This window comes from Streptomyces sp. NPDC015125, from assembly GCF_043080045.1.
Classification (GTDB): Bacteria; Actinomycetota; Actinomycetes; order Streptomycetales; family Streptomycetaceae; genus Streptomyces.
Genome location: NZ_JBIBVF010000026.1, coordinates 126961 through 143381, shown reverse-complemented (window position 1 = coordinate 143381; position 16421 = coordinate 126961). Strand labels below are relative to the sequence as shown.

Below are 16421 nucleotides of genomic sequence, written 5' to 3'. Positions count from 1 at the left end.
CCCGCGGCAACGGAAAGGGCAACGGAGCCGGTGTCTGACACCACCACCAAGGCCGGGGAGCACACGGAACCGGAGCCCCGGGGAGGTGGCGGCCGCCCGCTCCGGCTCCCGGGGCGGGGCGGCGGAAGTCCGCTGTTCCGCAACGCCTATGCGCTGATGCTCAACACCGGCGTCTCCGGGCTGCTCGGCCTGGGGTTCTGGCTGGTCGCGGCCCGTTACTACACGGAGTCCGCGGTCGGCCAGGGCTCGGCGGCCATCGCCGCGATGAAGCTGCTGGCCGGGCTGACGGCGGTGACCCTGACCGGCGCGCTGGCCCGCTTCCTCCCGGTCGCCGGGCGGAACACCGGCCGGCTGGTACTGCGGACCTACGCCGGCAGTTCGGCCGTGGTGGCCGCCGCCGCGGCCGTCTTCCTGCTCACCCTCGACCTCTGGGGGCCCTCCTACCGCTTTCTGCACGGCCCGCTGAACGGCCTCGGCTTCCTGCTCGCCGTGGTCGCCTGGTCGTTGCTCACCCTGCAGGACGGGGTGCTGACCGGACTGCGCAGTGCCCCGTGGGTGCCGGTGGGCAACCTCTCCTTCTCCACGGTGAAGCTCGGGCTGTTGGTGGTCTTCGCCGCGGCGCTGCCCACCGCCGGGGTCTTTGCCTCCTGGGCCGCGGCGATCGCGGTATCGGTGATTCCGCTGGGCTGGCTGGTGTTCCGGCGGCTGGTGCCCCGGCATGTACGGGCCACGCACCGGACCGCACGGCCACCGTCGCTGCGGGAGATGGGCCGCTTCCTGGCCGGCGACTCCACCGGGTCGCTGTTCTCGCTCGCGGTGGTCTATCTCGTGCCGGTCCTGGTGGCCTCGCAGGTCAGCGCGGCGGACAATGCGTACTTCTACATCACCACCACCATCGGTGGCACGGTCAATCTGCTCGCCCTCAACATGGGCGCCTCGCTGACCGTCGAGGGGGCACACGACCCGGCGCAGCTGGCCCACCACACCCGGGCCGCGCTCCGGCGGATGGCCCGCATCATGCTCCCGGTCTGTGCCGTCCTGTTCCTCGGCGCGCCCCATATTCTGGGGATCTTCGGCCCGGGGTACGCGGAGGCCGCGACGCCGCTGCTGCGCTGGTTCGCGGTGGGGGCGGTGCTGCGGGTCGTGATGGAGGTCCATTTCGCGGTGCTGCGTGCCCAGAGCCGTACGTCCGGGCTGGCCGCGCTGCAGGGCCTGTTGTGTGTGCTGGTGCTCGGGCTGACACTGGTGCTGCTGCCGCGGATGGGGCTGACCGGCGCCGGTGTCGCCGAGATCTCCAGCCTGGCGGTGATCGTCGCGATCGCCGGTGTCCGGCTGAGCCGGGTACTGCGCGGGACGGTGCCCGCGCCGGCCACCCGCACACCGGCGGGCGGACCCGCCCCCGACGGTGATCCGGCGGACCTGTCCGTCCACAGGGAGCTGGGGGATGCGGTGCGAGGGGACCAGGCGCAGAGCGAGCCGGCGGTCACCACCGTGCCTCGCTCCCGGCCCGGGGACGGACCGCCGGGCCGCCGCACACGCCTCGTACGCCTCGTACGCCTCGTACGCCTCGTACGCCTCGTACGCCTCGTACGCCTCGTACGCCTCGTACGCCTCGAACGCCTCGAACGCCTCGGAAGCCGCCCCGACCTGGCCGTCTGGGCGCTGTCGGCCACCGCGCTGGCGCTGTTCTGGCTGCCGCTGCGCGGGATGGGCGACACCGCGCTGGACCGGATGAACGGGCTCGGGCTGCTCTCGGTGCTGCCCGTGGCGACGCTCGCCGGGGTCGCCTTGCTGGTGGCGGCCTTCGTCGCGGCACTGTCGCTCGCCCGACAACGGCGGGCGCTGCTCGCCACGGTGCTGCTGCTGACGGTGGTGGCGCTGCATGCGCTGCCGGCCGTACTGGAGACCGAGCCGCGCTTCCCGACGGCCTGGCAGCATCTGGGTTTCCTGGACTACCTCGGCAGAACCGGCTCCGCGGTACCGGACCTGGACGCCCGCTGGAGCTGGCCCGGCTTCTTCGCCGCGGTGCAGTTCGTCGCCGGGGCCTGCGGGGTCACGGACTTCACCGAAGTGCTGCGCTGGTGGCCGCTGACCGTACAACTTCTCTACCTGGCGCCCCTGTACCTCCTCCTGCGGGCGGTACGGGCGAGCTGGCGGGCGAAGTGGTGTGCCCTCTGGCTGTTCGCGCTGTGCGGCTGGGTCGGCCAGGACTACTTCTCCCCGCAGGGGTTCACCTACCTCCTCTACCTCGCCTTTGTGGCGATCCTGTTGGTCTGGTTCCGCGAACCCCGGCCGACGTGGGGTATCCGCCGGCCGGGCGAGGCGGAGGTGCGGCCGGCCGGCCGTGGTCAGCTGGTGACGCTGCTCGGCGTGCTGATCGCGCTGTTCGCGGCGTCGGTGGCGGGCCATCAGCTCACCCCGTTCGTCATGCTCGGTGTGCTGACCTTCCTGGTGCTCGCCCGCCGCTCCAGCCTCTACGGTCTGCCGCTGCTGCTCGGCGTACTGGTCCTGGCCTGGATCGGTTTCCTGGCCGAGCCCTACTGGTCGGGCCACTTCGACGAGTTGTTGGGCGGCATCGGCGGCATCGGCGGCAATGTCGCCTCGTCCGTCACGGACCGGATCGGCGGCGGCGATCCCACCCACAAGCTGGTGCTCTACACCCGGGTGGCGCTGGCGGGCGGAGTACTCGCGCTGGCCTGCTGGGGAGTGCTGCGACGGCGGGCGGCAGGCTTCACCGAACGCGCGCTGCCGGTGCTGGCCTTCGTGCCCTTCCTGGCGTTCGGGATGCAGTCCTACGGCGGCGAAATGGCGCTGCGGGTCTTTCTGTTCGCGCTGCCGGGCGCCGCCGTACTGGCGGCGCTGGCGCTGTTCCCGTGCGATACCGGCGCCCGGCGCGGTCTCGGCCCGCTCGCCGCGCTGCTGACGGGCCTGCTGCTGGCCGCCGGCTTCCTCGTCGCCCGCTGGGGCAACGAGCCGTTCGAGCGGATCCGGCCGGGCGAGGTCGCGGCGATGGACTACATCTATGCGCACGACCGGCCGACCGTGCGGCTGCTGTGGCTGAGCAGTGACCCCGTCAACAGCGTCACTCCGGCGATGCCCTGGGGCGCCAAGGACATGGAGCGGGTGCAGTACGAGCCGGTCCTGGCGCCCCGCGATCCGGACCGGGTGGGCCCGGTCGTGACCGCCCTGCGGGACGCGGGGCCGCAGTCGTACCTCATCGTCAACCGTGGCCAGTCGGAGTCGCTGCGGCTGGATTCCGGGTACCGCAAGGACTGGGAGGCCCGGCTGCGCACCGCCCTGGACCGGCGCCCCGAGCTGCGGCGGGTACTGTCCCATCCGCAGGCGGCGGTGTACGAGCTGGCGCGGCGCCCGGCGGGCGAGGTCCCGCCGCCGCGGCCCGGCAGGGCCGGTCCGCAGGTGACCTGGACGCCCTGGTCGGTACTCGGTGCGCTGGCGGCGCTTGCGCTGATCGTGGTGCTGGCGGCCCGCGAGGTGCTCCGGGTCGGGGTCGCCCCGAGCGTGCGTCAACTCCACTGGATCCAGGGGCTGTTCTGGTTTTCGCTGCCGCTGTTGGTGGTGTTTCTGGCGTCGCTGGTGCAGCGGTTCCTGACGATGTCGTGAGGGACGTCGCGAGGGATGCCGCGAGGAAGGCGGTAAGGAGCGTCCGAGAGAGGCCGACGGACCGCCCCGGGCTCGGTTCGTAGCCGTCAGGGCAGAGGCCGTCAGGGCATCCTCAGGTCGGGGGAGGTGCGGGCGCGCCCGCACTCCGGGAACCGTTCGGGAGCGCGGCACGAGCGGGTCAGGTGCGGTCGACCCACCGCACCTGGTATCCGTCGAGCGTGACGTCCTTGCCGTCCACTGTCACCACGGCGCGGCGGTCCCTCGTGTTGACCAGCAGCGCGGTCCGGTCATCGGTCAGCCCCCGGACCGTCGTCCCGCCGGTGTCGAGATCCTGCGGCCGCTCCCCCGGCGGAAAGGCGCGGGAGAACCGGGACAGCAGGTCCATCATGGGCAGCTCCGTTCCCCCGTCGTCCCGTTCGGTGCTGGTCCACAGGCATCCGGGGCAGTGCGCGCCCTCGGTCTCCGGGTTCCAGTAGAACCCGCTGCCGGCGCCGCCGGCCGCCATCTCGATCAGGGCGGTGGCCTGTACGGCGGTGCGGCGGCGCTCGCTCCAGCCGGCCCGGTCGTCGTTCCCGTCCGGGATCTCGACGTACCACTCCGCCCACCACAGCGGCAGCCCGCTCTCCTTGCGCAGCCACCGTCCCACGTCGGCGAATTTCCGGGTGGCGGCGAACGCACCCGGGGCGTACCGGTCGTCCTTGCTGTAGCTGGAGCCGTCGACGACCAGGAAATCCGCGCCGGCCTTGTGCCGGTTCCAGTACGCGAAGGCGTCGAGGGTGCGCCGGTCGACGCTGCCCCAGGGGCCCTTGAGCCCGGAGGCATAGGTGTCGTCGCCCGGGACGTAACTGTCCATCACGAGATACGGGCCGCCCACCTGATTGGCGCTGTTCACCTTCTTCACCGCGCGGTAGACCAGGTTGTACAGACGGGTATAACCCTCGTAATTCCAGCGGCCCTTGGCGTCGTCGAAAAATCCCTTGAATTCGTTCCAGACGACGAAGTGCCGGACGTCCGGATAGCGCTGGGCAACCTTTCCGGCGAGCGCGGCGAAGTCCGCGTAATGCGCCGGGTCGGGCGCCTTTTCCAGGGTGCTCCAGTCGGTGCGGCCGGCCGTGCCGCCCTTCATCCAGTCCGGTGCGCAGCACAGGGTCAGCACGGGGGCGCCGCCGGTCTGCCGGATCAGCGCGAGCCGGCGGTCCAGGTCGGCGAAGTCATAGCGGCCCGGACTCGGTTCGGGGTTGTCCGCGCCCCAGCCCATCAGGTGCTGGTTCTGCGGCATCGGGTGGGCGGTGAGCAGCCGGGCGGCCCGTGCGGTGGCCGCATCGGTGCCGTCGTCCGCGCTGAACTGGGTGTGGGTGAACCCCCAGCCCACCGCGGGGCCCGCGACGCGCGGGCGCGCGGGCCGCTTCGCATCCCCGCCCTCGTCGCCCGGAAGGGAGCAGAGGACCAGCAGTATCGCCAGCACCGCCACCCCGGCCGCAATCGCAGATTTCCGGCCCTGCCGTTCCCCACCATGGCGTCGCACAATGGGCAGATTAGCCAGCGAACCACCCACTACGCCCGAGTTTCTGAGTAACAGTTCTGTTCTGGTGCAGGGAAAACGCCGGGATAATCCGTGTACGTGGCGGGCAGCTGTGACAGATCATGGCGGCATGTGCGCCGATCACGTCCAACCGTCCGCCGCCGAGGAGTCCCTTCCGCTGCGGCTGACCATGGACGACAGCGATACGCCCGCCGATGTCGTCGATGCGCTCTTCCTGGGGCGTTTTGCGAAGGGAGAGCAGCCGTACGCCCGCAGCCGGTCCTTGGACCGGGTGAAGTCCGGCCTGACGCTGCTGCCACCGGGCGCACGGGTCCTGCGCTCGGCGAAGGACGAGGACCGCAGCGCCACGCTCGCCGAGGGCGACGGTTTCACCCTGCTGGTCTCCCGCTGGAACCGCGGCGCCGATGTGACGGTCACCGCCGTCACCGACGAGCTGGCCGAGAAGGTGCTGGGAGCGGCCGCCGACGGTGCGCAGGACGAGCCGGAGCCGCAGCCGGAGAACGTGGCGATGGGCTTTTGGTACTTCTCCCCGCGCCGCGGACCGCACCGCACGTCCCGGCAGATCTCGGCCGGCACCTGGGAGGAGATCCGGCCCAACTACACCGCGCCGGTGGCCGAGGCGATGGACCGGCTGATGAAGGTGGCACCCGAGGAGATCGCCGGCCGGCTGCTGTTGCTGCACGGCCCGCCCGGTACGGGCAAGACCTCCGCGCTGCGCACGCTCGCCCGCTCCTGGCGCGACTGGTGCCAGGTGGACTGCGTCCTGGATCCGGAGCGGCTGTTCAACGATGTCGGCTATCTGATGGACATCGCGATCGGCGAGGACGACAGCACCGGCAAGGGCCGCTGGCGGCTGCTGCTCCTGGAGGACTGCGACGAACTGATCCGCGGCGAGGCCAAGCACGCCGCGGGCCAGGCGCTGTCGCGGCTGCTCAATCTGACGGACGGCCTGCTGGGCCAGGGCCGTAACGTCCTGGTCGGGGTGACCACCAACGAGGACCTGGAGCGGATGCATCCGGCGGTGATCCGCCCCGGCCGCTGCCTGGCCCGGATCGAGGTCGGGCCGCTGACCCGGCCGGAAGCCGTGCACTGGCTCGGCACGGAGCAGGGCATCGGACGCGAGGGTGCCTCGCTCGCCGAACTGTACGCACTGCGGCGCGGCACCCGGCCCGCTTCGGTCCCGCCCCAGGACTCGGGTGCCGATGCGGGGCTCTACCTCTGACCACCCCTGACCCGGCACCGGCGAGCGGGTCACCGCCGTCGGCCGACCACCGCCCTCGGCCGATCAGCGCCGTTGACCGACCACCGCCGTCGGCCAAACCACCACCGTCGGCCAACCTCCGCCGTTGCCCGGTCGCCCCCGATGCCCGGTCGGCGCCGCCGCGCTCTGCCTCTCCGCGCAGGAGATCCTACGAAGGGTCCGTAGCCGCTGCCGTACCGCCGAACCGCGGTGCGGCAGCCGCTGTTGCCCTCCGGCCGGGACCGGCGGCATGGCATCTCCTCACCCGATCCGCGATGGTATGCGGCATGGAGTCCGACGAAACCGAGATGCGCGAAACGGTCCGCGAGCTGGCCGAGGCACTGGAGACGATGCTCAACCTGATCAGAGCCGACGCGCTTCCCACAACTCCCGAGGCTCACGGCCTCATGCACAAGGCGATGGCCTTCCTCGACGAGGCGTCCCACCGGATCACCGCCCCGGACGGGCCCGGAGAAATCCTCCCCCTGGCAGCCGCGCTCAACAGGCTGATCCTCTCGGGACGGGAGCAGATCATCGACGACGCCATCGCCGCCTCACCCGTACCCGACCATCCGGACATGTGAACAGTCCACACACCTGAACACTCCGCGCCGCCCCGGACAGAACGGAACGCAGACCTCGGGGTGATGCGACTGCTCGGTCATGGCCGCGGGATTGCCGCCTCAGTAGTAGCGAGCACAGGTGGGGCGTCCTCAACGATATGGACGAAGTCACCGTCGAACAGCGCATCTTCTTCGGTGGCGAGGCGGTCGCCATCATCGAGGAGTGCTTGGAGGGGCACCTTCACTGAGTCCGTCGAGACGGCGTTGGAGCGAGCGGCGTCGGAGCGAGACGGCGTTGGAGCGAGGCGGCATTGGAGCGAGGCGCGGATTGCCTGGAAGGAACCGGTCCGTGGGGACCGGGCCGCTCCCCATTCCTCGGTCGGGCACGGCGGGAATCCTGAACTCGCATCCCGCTCCGACGGATACGCCCGTGCCTTTCGCAAGCGTGACCACACCCTGGTAACCCCCTCCGTCTCCGGGTAAAATGGACTTTTGGGCGGCCGTCGACATCCCGGAAGGCGACGCGGTCGCAGAGCACCCTGCCAAGATCGGACCGGCCGTCCCTCGGATCCTGAGCGGTGGCCCCGGGGCTTCATCGACCGCGGAGGGGCGGGCGGATGCGCTCGTACAGGGGGCAACACCTCGACGAAAGCCAGCGAACGGGTTCAGCGACGCTCACCGGCTCCGCACACCGGACCGTGAGCCGACCATCGACGCCGCCGGCCGCCGGTTTGGCCGGTCTGCAGCCCGTCCTGGGCAACCACGCCATGGCAGTGGCCGTCGAGCAACGCGACGCAAGGGGGCGTCTCGGTGAACTGCTCACCGGACAGGACAGCGGTACCCGGCAGATCAGTACCAGCCGTGTCAGGGACGCTCTGACCCGGCGTCTCACCGAGGGTCCGGTGTTCGGCGCCGACGAGCTCCGGAGCATCCAGATCGTCTCCCGGTTCCCGGAGTGGCTCGACGAGGTCGGCATCGGCCGCTACGAGGACGCCGAGAAGTACACCGAGAAGGGCGACTACCGCGGCTGGCTGCAACTGGAACCCGGTCAGCGCCTGCTCATCGCCACCCTGGAGTGGACGAGGCGCCGGCCGGAAGAGGGCCGGCCCACCCCCACCAGCCCCGCGTACACCCTCGGCCGTCATCTGGCCCTGCGCTGCGGTGGCCTGTCCGACGACGAGCGCAGGAGCGCGGAAGAAGAACGCGACCGGCAGATCCACGGGGCCTTCGTCGACACGCTGGATCCCGGTGCCGCCCCCGTCCCGAACGACCCGGACGCGTGGCGGAAGGACGCACGGGCCCGGACGATCCTGACCCGCGTGTTCCTGATCCTGCAGAACGGCCTGAAAGTACACAAGGAGGGCGCGGGTCACATCGACTTCCGGGAAGGAGACGTCGCCCGCGCGCTGGCCCACGGTGGACGGGTCAACATCCGGATCCCGCAGCTGGAGGTCACGGATTCCGCCTTCGCGCTCACCGACTGGCTCGGGCTGACCCGCGACGGCGGGCACGATGTGGACCCCGCAGAACGACGTGTCTTCGGCACCCACCATATGAAGATCGGCGAGAACAAGGGCGGCGTGGCGGGGAAGTTCGAGGAGCAGGGCGGCACGCTCGCATCGGTGAAGAACGTGGTGCAGCCGGGCAAGACGTTCGAGCGGGTACGGCTCTACGGCCTGGATCTGGCCGCCGGTGGCCTGGGCAGCCGCGACTTCAACGGCGATGTGGTCCTCCCGGACGGCGGGCACGGCCACATGTTCCTCGGTTTCACCCCGCCGCGCCGCAACCGCGACGGTGCCCTGCAAGTGGGAATCGAGACCACGTCACCGGGTGGCCCCAGCCCGGTCGGGTACCAGCACACCTGGCGCTCCACCGAGGCCACCGCCAACCCGGAGTCCAGCTTCTACGGACACAAGAAGGACAAGATCGGCGAGGGGAAGCTGGCCGTGAACCAGCGCTACGTCAACCTCGGCGGGTTCCGGACCCCTACGGGCGGCGGCTGGATGCGGTTCCTGGAGGAGCTGAAGCAGGGCTGGGCACAACGGCTGGCCGCGGCCGAGACCGACCCCGTCGCACGGCATGCGCTCTACGCAGAGCTGACCGGCCGGCGCCGGGACGAATGACAAGGGAAGAGGCGGTGTCGGGCAGGGGTGATGTCGGGCAGGGGTGATGTCGGTGCCCGGCGGGCCCCGTGGCCGGCGGCGGTGGTGACCAAGCGCGGTCTTGCCTTCAGCCGAGCTCGTACAGCCCGCGGGTGGCGTCGACGTTGCGCTTGGTGATGTCATCAGCGAGACGATCGACGGTCCTGCCGCGGAGCGGATCGGACTCCGCCGGGATCAGCCCAGGGAGCGTGCCCGGGTCCCGGTGGCCGTCGGTCTCGCGGGAGAGCCCGATCCGGTCCGGGAACAGGGTTCCCCCGGGGGGCACTTCGAACCGGCCCCAGAAGTGCCAGGCGTCCGTTCCGGCCCACTTGGCGACCATGTCCTCGTAGGGGATCATCGCCGAGTTGGTGACGTGGACCGCGCCGTTTCCGGCCGCCCGCCGGAGGGCCGGAAGCAACGAGGCCCTCCCCGGGGGCGCCACGGCCGACGCAGGACCGGCCTGTTCGAACCTGAGCGGTTTCCGCGCCGGACGCTGCGACCGATCCGATAAGGATCCCGACTGCGCATACTCCCCCGCAAGGCGCGACCACCAAACAGAGGACGTCAATCAGGTGAGGTTGATTCTCACCATCGGGTCGATTTTCCCGTGTGCGGAAACGTATCTTGAGGGAATTCCGGCCATGCCGCTCGGCCATATCGGCGGTATACAGGCCCTCTTGACACACAGTCAGGTAGCGTCGCCCATAAGGGGCTCACGCGGAATTACCTCTACCGGATACCCCTGCCGGCAGCTGAAATGTCCTCCACACCCCGGCGGCGACACCGCGCCATCCGGAAGCCCAAGTCGTGCCCCACGGTGGCCGGTTCGCGCTGGTGCGCGGTGAGTGCCGGGGGCATACTCTCGACCGGTCGAGCGCCGCCTCCGCGTGCGCCATCAATCTGCGGCACCTTTTGCCGGTGCGCACTTCCACACGCTCTCTGAATGATTTCACGCGTCAACAAAAGGCCGGAGGGGGAACAGCATGGCGGACATCGCCAGCATCCAGGAGTTCAGTCTCAACAAGACGCCGCATTCGGTGGCCGTGGGAAATCAGCGGTATTTGTGGATCACCACGAGCAACAAGACCGTCGTCAAGATCAACCCCAATGACCCCAACAGTGCTCAATCGATTCCCACCGGGGAGTACGACCTCACGGCCGGGATCATGAAGGACCCGGTATCCGAGAACAAGCGGATCTGGATGGCGTCGCCCGCCAAGCGGGACCCCATCCTGATGATGGAGACCTACGGGAATTACCCGGTGACCGCATACGTCCTGGAGCAGGACGCCCAGGCGGAAAGCATCAAGCTCCGGACGACCGACAGGGGTTCCGTGGGCACGCCGAACATCAGCTACAGCCTGCTGTTCGCCGAGCCGCAGCACAGCTACATCGGCGTCCTCTCCATCCCGGCCCAGGGTGGCTCCTACGACAAGATGCCCCTCGGCCGGAGCACCTGGCTGTGGGACGTGGCCGTCACGACCGCGGCGGACAAAAAGAGCCACACCTACTGGGCCACGGGCCAGAAGCGGACCAGCAGCCCCGTCAGGAACGAGAACGGCCTCTACCGGCGCTCCCCCGGGCAGACGGCATGGGAGAGGGTCGAGATTCTCGACAGCCCCGAGCAGAAGCCCTTCTACATCATCGCCGACACCGAGGCGGTCTGGTTCACCGCCACCAACCCCAACCAGGTGATCCGCTGGGACATCGCGGAAGGCACCGCCAGAACCGTGTCCCTGGGCGACGCGGTGCCGCAACAGCTGGTGTTCTACACGAACGACAAGGTGTGGGTGGCCTCCAGCAAGGGCCTGCACGAGATCGACCGCCATCAGCCGGGCCCGGGTTCCATGGTGAACCTCCCCAACGGCGGTGGCGCGAAGGGTCTCTGCGTCGGCACCAACGGGGAGCTCTGGTACACGAACCCCACGAACAAGTCCTTCGGCAGGTACTCCGTGCCCCCGCCTCCTTACGGTGGCGCTTCCCTCGTCGGCCGGACCCAGGTGGTCTACCAAGGCGAGTCCGTGGTGCACATGAAGGATCACGTCGAGCAGCCGCTCATCGCCGAGTACGTCTCCAACGGCCATCCCGTACCGGGCATTCCGCTCACGTGCCGCATCGAGGCGGACGGGGCGACCTTCGACGACGGGTCCAAGGAACGCGTGGTCCTGACCGATCAGCTCGGCCGTGTCGCCGTACCGCCCGTGTCGGCCGGGCTGATCGAGGAAGTGGCGGTCCTGAGCGTCGGGTTGGGCGACACCGAGCCGCACGCGACCACGACGCTGAGGATCACCCAGGACTAGCGGTCCGGCACCGACCCATGCGGTTCATCCCGCCTTCCGGAGGGGCACCAGAATGACAGCCACCACGATCCCCACCACGATCCCCACCAGTAACAACGACGAGTTCCCCATCGGCGCGCCCGCCGTGGACCTGGCGTGGCAGAGCGACGACCAGAACCTGTGGTTCGTCACGGCGGAGGGCACGGTCGGCCGCTTCGAGCCCCGCAGCCCCTGGGCCAGCACCCTCTTCACCCCGGGGCCGGGCTTCACGGGTACCGCGAACTCCCTGGTCGCCTGGCCCGGCCATGGGGTGTGGACCTTCGTCTCGGGGCAGAGCACGGCCGCCTTCGTCAAGTGCGACGGCTACGGCCACTACCAGATCCACTCCCTGGACAGCGGGCGGGAATCCCACTCCATGGTGCTCGCCAAGAGCCGTGAGGGCTGGGACCGCATCGTCGCCGTGCTGTCCGACCGGAACCGGCTGGTCTTCATCAACTCGGCCGGCTTCACCACGAATTCACTGGCGTACCCCGACGGCCTGTACGGGGTGGCCGTCGCGGAGCGCGAGCCGACCCTCTACTGGCTCAGCTCTCCCGGGGGAAGGTCGCTGGTCAGCTATGACGCCCACACCGGCGCCTTCTCCACCGCCATCAACATCGGCGTCGAGGCACAGGACCTGGCCGTCACGCCGTCGGGTGACACCGTGTGGGTGGCCACCCCGGAGAACGCGATCTACAAGTACAGCGTCCGAGACAGTCTGCTCACACGTGTCGACTCCCCCTGTCCGGCACGCCGTCTCCGGGCGGCGGCGGACGGCACCCTCTGGTTCGCCAGCCCCCAGGGCGACGCCATCGGCTACGTCCTGCCGGGAGAGGCGAGGGCGGCCGTGATCTCCACGGGTGACGGCTCGCAGCCCTCGGGGCTGGCCGTGACCGCCGACAGCCGGCTCTGGGCCTCGCTCCACGGTAGGCCGGCGTTGCGGCGCGTGTCCCGGTACCGGCTGGCCGTCGTCTCCGGGGACGCCCAGTCGGTCACGGTCGGTCAGCGCTTCTCCGAACCGCTCGTGGTCAAGGCCGTCGAGCTGGACGGCACACCGGTGGCCGAGCAACGGATCGAGTTCTCCGTGGAGGGCGGCTCGGCCGTCTTCGAGGACGGCAAGCCGACGGAGGTCCGTTTCACCGGCAGCGACGGCGACCAGCTCGGCGTCGCCACGAGCTCCTTGCTCAAGGCGCTCAAGGAAGGACCCTGCCTCGTCACCGCCCGCTGGGCGGAGACCGAGGCCGTCGCCTCCTTCTCCCGCCTGACCGTCACCCCGCCGGTGGGTGCCGCGCACCACGTCCGCTACGTCTCGGGGGCCGGACAGACCGTACCCCCGGGGAAGTCCTTCGACGAACCGATGACGGTGATCGTGGAGGACAGGAACGGCAGCCCCGTCCCGGGCGCCGAGGTCACCTTCAAGGTCCGCGACGAGGGCGCGGCGACATTCCCCGGCGGAGTGGACACCGCCAAGGTGACCAGCGAAGCCGACGGTTCGGCCGCCTCCCCGGTGCTGGCGGCCGGTGACAGGGCGGACGTGTTCGCCGTACGGGTCTGGGTGGCGAAGACCCCGGTGAGCCTTCTGCTCGACCAGAACATCCAGTGACGGCCGCATGCTGACCGGCCTGCCCGGATCCCGCCCCGGGGTGGGATCCGGGGCGGGATCCGGGAGCCGCCGACCGGCACCCGGATGGCCGACGCAGAAGGAGGAAGCTGCCCCACCATGCCCGAGAACGATTCGCTGCTGCGCACCGAGTACGCATTCGAACTCCCCCACGGCTACGTTGATGCCGCGGGCGCCGTCCACCGCCAAGGCGCCATGCGCCTCGCCACGGCCCGCGACGAGTTGTCTCCCCTGATCGACCAGCGGGTCCGGGAGAACCCGGCCTATCTGGGGGTCGTCCTCCTCAGCCTCGTCATCACGCGGCTGGGGACCGTGAGCGACATCCACGCGGGTGTGGTGGAACAGCTCTTCGCCAAGGATCTCGCCTATCTCCAGGACCTTTACCGGCGCATCAACGGCTTGGACTCCGGTCACGGCGCCGTTGCCTGCCCCTCCTGCGGGACCAGCTTCGCCCTGCCCGGACCGGTCTCGGGCGGCCGCCTGGGGGAAGCATGACGCACCCGGAGCGCCGGCTCCGTGAGGAGAGCGCCTACATCGCCTACCACTTCCACTGGGCGTACGAGGACATCCTCACCCTGCCGCACGCGGAGCGGCGCGCGTGGGTGCGTGAGATCGCGCGGATCAACACCGCGACGGACGAGGGGCGGTGAATGTGGTGGGCGTGCTCAAGGGATGGAAGCCATTGAACCCTTTGAAGCCGGGGCGGTGGCGGCGGGGACGGCGTACGGACCCGGCGCCCGCTCTGGCCTCGGCCTCCCCGGCGGCAGGGGCTCCGCCCGGCCCTCCGCCGCGTGCGGACTGGCGCGTGGTCGCGCCCGTCGGGCTGTTACGGATGCCGGTGCCGCTCCCTTGCGGGCTCGCCGGCTTCCGACGGGACCTCGCGGCCTGGCGCCCGGCGCCGCTCGTCACGGCCGACGGCCGGCTGCTGCCGCGCGGCGTGCCGTTGGCGCTGGCGCCGGCCGACCGCGGTGCTCCACTGACCGGAGTGACGGTGGCGGAAGTGCCGTTGGCGCCGGCGCCGGCCGACCATGGGGCTCCGCTGACCGGGGTGACGGTGGCGGAAGTGCCGCCGGTCGCCGGGACGCTGTCGCGGTCCGAGATGTCGGGGGTGGGGGTGGAGGTGGGCTCTTCCCCGGTCCCGCCCCGTCCCGGAACCGGGGGCTTCACCCCCGTTCCCGCGGTGGACACGCAGCACGTCGACCGACGGTCCGGCGAGTACGGGGTGGGCACCCGGCATGAGGGCGGGGCCGTTGGTGGCTCCCGCCTCCCCTCGGGGCAGGGAACTGGTGCGGACCGACGAGCCCGGAGCGAGCCCGCCGACCGGCCCGGCGCCTCGGAGGGTGTGGGGCGTGCCGAGCCCCGTACGCCCGGGCCGGCGAGCGGCCCAGGGCGTCACCGGGACCAACGGGCCTGGGGCGAAGCCCACGAAGCCGGTGCCTTGGGGAGCCCGGGGCACGGCAGGCACCAGGCCGCCCCACCGCCCGGCCGTCCGGCGGGCCCGGAGCGCGACGGGGACAGCGGCGTCCGCAGTGAACCGTTCGTCAGCGGCCCTCCGGCCGGTCCGGTGCGCGCCGAGGACCCGCAGGAACCGGGTGAGGTCTCCGTGCCGGGGCCGCCCAGGAACCCAAGGCGCGAGGGAGGCGGCCTCGGCCACCGCGAAGCTCACCGCGCGGGCTCGCTCGGAGAGCTTGGAGACGACGGAGACCCATGGGGGCCGGGCGGGGCTTCCGGACCCGACTCGTCATGGAGCACCGGGCCCCGTCACGGCCTCTCGGCCCGGAACGAAGACCTCGACCTCACCCCTCGACGGGGCCTCGGGCACCGCCATGGCCGGCCGGACGGAGGCGGAGCCGACGGCCCCGGCCCGGTCACCGGCCCGGAACAGCACCGTGCCCGGCCTCGCCAGGGCGAAGCACCCAGCGCCTCATGGGCTCCCGGGCACCGCGAAAGCCCACCGGACCGGGAGGGCACCGACATCCCCGGCCCACCACAAGCCCCGGGACACCGCACCGACCGACCGGGCCAAGACCAGTCCGTCGGCCTCAGCCTTCCTTGGAGCCGCAGGCGCCGCAGGCGCCCGTCCGACCGGGACGCAGCCGACAACCCCGGCACATCAAGGGGGCCGGAACACCACCGGGACCGACCCGGCCAAGGCGAAGCCCCTGCCCACGAGCTTCCTCGGAATCCCGGGCACCACCAGCACCCACCGGACCGGGACGAAGCCGGTGACGTCCGCCCGCCGAGAGAATCCGGGCCCCGCCGGGACCGTCCGGGCCGCGGCGAAGCACCGGACTCCCACTCCCGGAAGGGACCCGGGTACGCCGGGTACGCCGGGGCCCCCGGGCCCCGTCCCCCGTGGGATCCGGGGCGAAGCCCCGGTTCGGAGAAGGAGCGGGATCGGGGTGCCTTCCCCACCACCGGCTCCCTCCCCCCGACCGGCCCTCGGCACCGACTCGGCGTCGGGGAGCCGCTCCCCCACCTGCCCGGCACGGCCCTGCCGTTCGTCACCCCGCCCCTCGCCGGGGACGGACGGCCGCCCGGCACAGCGGCCGGCGAACCGTCCACCGCCGCCCCCTCGTTCGCCTCCACCCCGGCCCCGCAGACCGCACGAAATCCGACCCCACCGGACACCGCGGCCATCGCCCGGGAGGTCGCTCAGGAGGTCGCCCGGCGGCACGCCGGCCTCCTGGCCGAGGCCGTGGTTCCGTCCCTCGGGCTCTCCCGGCGGATGCGCCGGGCCGCGACGCGGTGGCAGTCGCAGTCGCCGCCGCGGGCGCAACCGCCAACGGGAGACAGCCCCTGGGGGTCCTACCCACCCCGCTGACGCCCCGCCAACGCCCCGCGCGTCGCCCCCGAAACGGCCGCACCGCCCGACCCCACGGAGTGCTCACGCATGCCGGACCAGCCCTTCGCCGTCAGTTCCCACTTCCAGCTCTCCATCGGCATGCACGCCCTCGGCTCTTTCACCTCCTGTGAGGGACTCGGCTGCGCCATGGACGTCGAGGAGCGCGTCGAGGGCGGGACCAACGGGCACGTGTGGCAGCTGCCGACGCGGCTGCGCTACACGAACGTCGTGCTCGGCAGGCCGCTGACGCAGGAGACCGTGCTCGTCTGGGCCTGGCTGAGGGCTCAGGTGATCGAACCGGTGCGGCTGCCGGGGCAGCTCGTCGCCCTCGGACCGGACCGGCAGCCGCTGGTGCGCTGGCTGCTCGACGGTGTGCTGCCGGTGCGCTGGAGCGGGCCGACGTTCGATGTGGACCAGTCCCAGCCGGCCCGGGAGACCTTGGAGATCGCCCACAACGGTTTCCTGGGGATCACCGTCTGACCCGCCCGAACCATCCGACCCGTCCGACCCGTCCGAACCATCCGACCCG

General features: G+C 71.2%; 11 protein-coding genes. 9 read left to right on the top strand and 2 right to left on the bottom strand.

Annotation, left to right across the window (positions count from 1 at the left end; translation table 11 throughout):
- Window positions 1-30: 30 nt before the first annotated feature.
- Window positions 31-3621, top strand: coding sequence for a lipopolysaccharide biosynthesis protein (locus tag ACF088_RS35985; RefSeq protein ID WP_392380120.1), 3591 nt, complete (start codon window positions 31-33; stop codon window positions 3619-3621).
- Between the two features lie 178 nt (window positions 3622-3799).
- Here the strand turns inward: ACF088_RS35985 and ACF088_RS35980 are convergent, their stop codons facing one another.
- Window positions 3800-5146: a xylan 1,4-beta-xylosidase gene (locus ACF088_RS35980; RefSeq protein ID WP_392380119.1), complete on the bottom strand. Its 1347-nt coding sequence runs from the start codon at window positions 5144-5146 to the stop codon at window positions 3800-3802.
- Between the two features lie 127 nt (window positions 5147-5273).
- On the opposite strand from ACF088_RS35980, the gene ACF088_RS35975 reads away from it, so the two are divergent.
- From ACF088_RS35975 to ACF088_RS35965, 3 genes are all read left to right on the top strand, one after another.
- Window positions 5274-6386: a DUF5925 domain-containing protein gene (locus tag ACF088_RS35975; RefSeq protein WP_392380118.1), complete on the top strand. Its 1113-nt coding sequence runs from the start codon at window positions 5274-5276 to the stop codon at window positions 6384-6386.
- Between the two features lie 305 nt (window positions 6387-6691).
- The gene (locus ACF088_RS35970) at window positions 6692-6988 is read left to right on the top strand and encodes a hypothetical protein (protein WP_392380117.1); all 297 of its coding nucleotides are present in this window, start codon (window positions 6692-6694) and stop codon (window positions 6986-6988) included.
- Between the two features lie 677 nt (window positions 6989-7665).
- Entirely contained in the window at window positions 7666-9090 is a 1425-nt protein-coding gene (locus ACF088_RS35965; RefSeq protein ID WP_392380116.1) for a PE-PGRS family protein, read from the top strand.
- Between the two features lie 106 nt (window positions 9091-9196).
- Here the strand turns inward: ACF088_RS35965 and ACF088_RS35960 are convergent, their stop codons facing one another.
- Entirely contained in the window at window positions 9197-9526 is a 330-nt protein-coding gene (locus tag ACF088_RS35960) for a hypothetical protein (RefSeq protein WP_392380115.1), read from the bottom strand.
- A gap of 565 nt (window positions 9527-10091) precedes the next feature.
- Between ACF088_RS35960 and ACF088_RS35955 the strand changes: the two genes are divergently transcribed.
- The 5 genes from ACF088_RS35955 to ACF088_RS35935 all read left to right on the top strand — a co-directional run bounded on the left by ACF088_RS35955 (window position 10092) and on the right by ACF088_RS35935 (window position 16372).
- Complete coding sequence (locus tag ACF088_RS35955) at window positions 10092-11408, top strand: hypothetical protein (RefSeq protein ID WP_392380114.1); 1317 nt, start codon at window positions 10092-10094, stop codon at window positions 11406-11408.
- A gap of 52 nt (window positions 11409-11460) precedes the next feature.
- Window positions 11461-13029, top strand: coding sequence for a hypothetical protein (locus ACF088_RS35950; protein ID WP_392380113.1), 1569 nt, complete (start codon window positions 11461-11463; stop codon window positions 13027-13029).
- Window positions 13030-13113: 84 nt separating this feature from the next.
- A complete protein-coding gene (locus ACF088_RS35945; protein WP_392380112.1) occupies window positions 13114-13542 on the top strand; it encodes a hypothetical protein in 429 nt (142 codons plus the stop codon).
- Window positions 13539-13697 carry a DUF6760 family protein gene (locus ACF088_RS35940; RefSeq protein ID WP_392380111.1) on the top strand — a complete coding sequence of 53 codons (159 nt, stop codon included), beginning with the start codon at window positions 13539-13541 and terminating at the stop codon, window positions 13695-13697. The genes ACF088_RS35945 and ACF088_RS35940 overlap by 4 nt, the downstream gene beginning before the upstream one ends.
- 2243 nt (window positions 13698-15940) lie before the next feature.
- Window positions 15941-16372, top strand: a complete 432-nt coding sequence (locus ACF088_RS35935; RefSeq protein ID WP_392380110.1) for a phage tail protein — start codon at window positions 15941-15943, stop codon at window positions 16370-16372.
- Window positions 16373-16421 lie beyond the last annotated feature (49 nt).

Coding starts and splice junctions, on each gene's coding strand:
- ACF088_RS35935 (WP_392380110.1), top strand. CDS start 15,941: ATGCCGGACCAGCCCTTCGCCGTCAGTTCCCACTTCCAGCTCTCCATC.
- ACF088_RS35955 (WP_392380114.1), top strand. CDS start 10,092: ATGGCGGACATCGCCAGCATCCAGGAGTTCAGTCTCAACAAGACGCCG.
- ACF088_RS35940 (WP_392380111.1), top strand. CDS start 13,539: ATGACGCACCCGGAGCGCCGGCTCCGTGAGGAGAGCGCCTACATCGCC.
- ACF088_RS35975 (WP_392380118.1), top strand. CDS start 5,274: ATGTGCGCCGATCACGTCCAACCGTCCGCCGCCGAGGAGTCCCTTCCG.
- ACF088_RS35950 (WP_392380113.1), top strand. CDS start 11,461: ATGACAGCCACCACGATCCCCACCACGATCCCCACCAGTAACAACGAC.
- ACF088_RS35945 (WP_392380112.1), top strand. CDS start 13,114: ATGGCCGACGCAGAAGGAGGAAGCTGCCCCACCATGCCCGAGAACGAT.
- ACF088_RS35970 (WP_392380117.1), top strand. CDS start 6,692: ATGGAGTCCGACGAAACCGAGATGCGCGAAACGGTCCGCGAGCTGGCC.